Annotated in this window: 2 protein-coding genes; both read left to right on the top strand. The window is 29.4% G+C overall.

The window, feature by feature from the left end; genetic code table 11:
* Positions 1–133 precede the first annotated feature (133 nt).
* Entirely contained in the window at positions 134–1,243 is a 1,110-nt protein-coding gene (locus tag FYJ55_RS10525; protein WP_154556780.1) for a hypothetical protein, read from the top strand.
* Positions 1,244–1,248: 5 nt separating this feature from the next.
* Positions 1,249–1,845 (top strand): N-terminal phage integrase SAM-like domain-containing protein, encoded by a 597-nt coding sequence (locus tag FYJ55_RS10530; protein ID WP_154556781.1) that lies wholly within the window; start codon positions 1,249–1,251, stop codon positions 1,843–1,845.
* Positions 1,846–1,939 lie beyond the last annotated feature (94 nt).

Below are 1,939 nucleotides of genomic sequence, written 5' to 3' on the forward strand. Positions count from 1 at the left end.
ATACAACACGAATTCACTCACATTGTGAATATGAATCTCCACAAAATTTTGAAAAACAATATTTGAAACATAAACATTAAAAAAACAGATATTTAAGTTGTCTTAAATCTTGACATAGTACCAATACGTAAGTGTGATTATATTTAATGATTATTCGATTTCAATATATGAGAATAAACAATCTTTGATCAACAATTATTTAAGTAAAGTTGTAGGAGATAAAAAGGTTAAAGAGCTTAATGCTAAGACATCAAAGCAAATTATTCATGATCTTCAGTTATTGCCAGGTGTACCTATTAGAAATCAAATATCAAATGATGTTATTTGTGCATCTGCTGTAAAAGGCTGCTTAAATTTATTATGCCAGGCCAGTGACTATCTGGTTGATCATAATTTAATGAAATCAAATTATTTTACAGAATATAGGCCAAAAGTAAGCGTCAAGAATCAAGATTCACCAGATTGGAACTTGTCTTATTGGACTACATTGATTTCTAATTGTACAAATGAAAAGTTGTTTATTTTATTGCATTTATGTTTTGATTCAGGTCTTTCTTTAAGTGAAGTGAGAGCTATTACCTGGAATGATTTAGATCATTTAGAAGATGGGTACATCGTATCGAATAAAAGAATTAGACGATTGAATAAGAATATTGTTTTAGAAATGGATCCATCTTCGATTATTCAAACTTATAAGAAGAAAGGATTTCAAAACACAAATACAGTTGTAGTACTACTAAAAAATAAACAAGAAAAGAAAGTGTATTTACATAGCCAGGTCATTGAATTGTTGATGGAATTGCGAAATAGATATGCACAAAATCATTGTGGTGATTCTACTATTTACAGTTTGAAGGATGATCTTCCTTATGATGATAGAGTTGTAAATAAGCATTTCAAAGAACTTATTGGTAAAGTGGAGTTACCTGAATTGACATTGGTAAAACTGATGTCATTTGGTAGACAGAAGAATACGAATGAAGTTTCTTATAGTGATATGTATTATTCAAATTTGGAGCAACCTTTAAGATGTAAAGAGCCTGATATTGATGAGATTCGTGATCGTTTGAATTGCAGACAGGGGATTGAATGTAAAGAAAAATGGAATCAATCTTTTAAAGAGAAAACATCCGGTTTACTCCCAAAAGAAGAACATTCTGATTTTGATGCATTGGTGGATAAATTAAAATCAGATCCATCTTTAAAAAGAGAGTTATTAAACAAACTATTAGAAAAGAGATGATATGAATGGCAACAATTAATAAGCGTAATGGTAAATATTGTGTAGTTTATTATTATGTAGATGTAAAAGGAAAAAAGAGACAGAAATGGGAAACATTTGATTCGATTTCTGAAGCTAAGGCTAGAAAGTCAATAGTTGAAGCTGAAACAGCTAAGGGGTCTTTTATACCACCTAATACAGATACTGTTGAATCATTTTTGGATACATTTATTGAACTTTATGGCTATCAAAACTGGAGTGTTTCTACTTTAACAAGGAATCGCTCTACAATTAAGTACTATATTCTTCCATATATAGGTAAAAAGAAGTTACAAGATATTAAGCCAATTGTGATTGAAAAATATTATAGGAATCTAAAAGAACAAAGTGTTATTCGTCCTATGAGATCAAATACAGATGGGAAAGTAACTTCTTATATATTAAAATCGGTTCATAAATTATTGAACTGTGCCTTTGGGTGTGCTGAAAAGTGGGAATTAATTGCATCCAATCCTTTTAAAAAAGTCACACCTCCAAAACATGAATATGCAAAAAAAGAAATTTGGACTTCAGAAATGATTTCTAGAGCACTTGGTACTATGTCAAGATTTAAGACAACTTAAATATCTGTTTTTTTAATGTTTATGTTTCAAATATTGTTTTTCAAAATTTTGTGGAGATTCATATTCACAATGTGAGTGAATTCGTGTTGTATTA

This window comes from Holdemanella porci (genome assembly GCF_009696075.1).
In the GTDB taxonomy this organism is placed as follows: Bacteria; Bacillota_I; Bacilli_A; order Erysipelotrichales; family Erysipelotrichaceae; genus Holdemanella; species Holdemanella porci.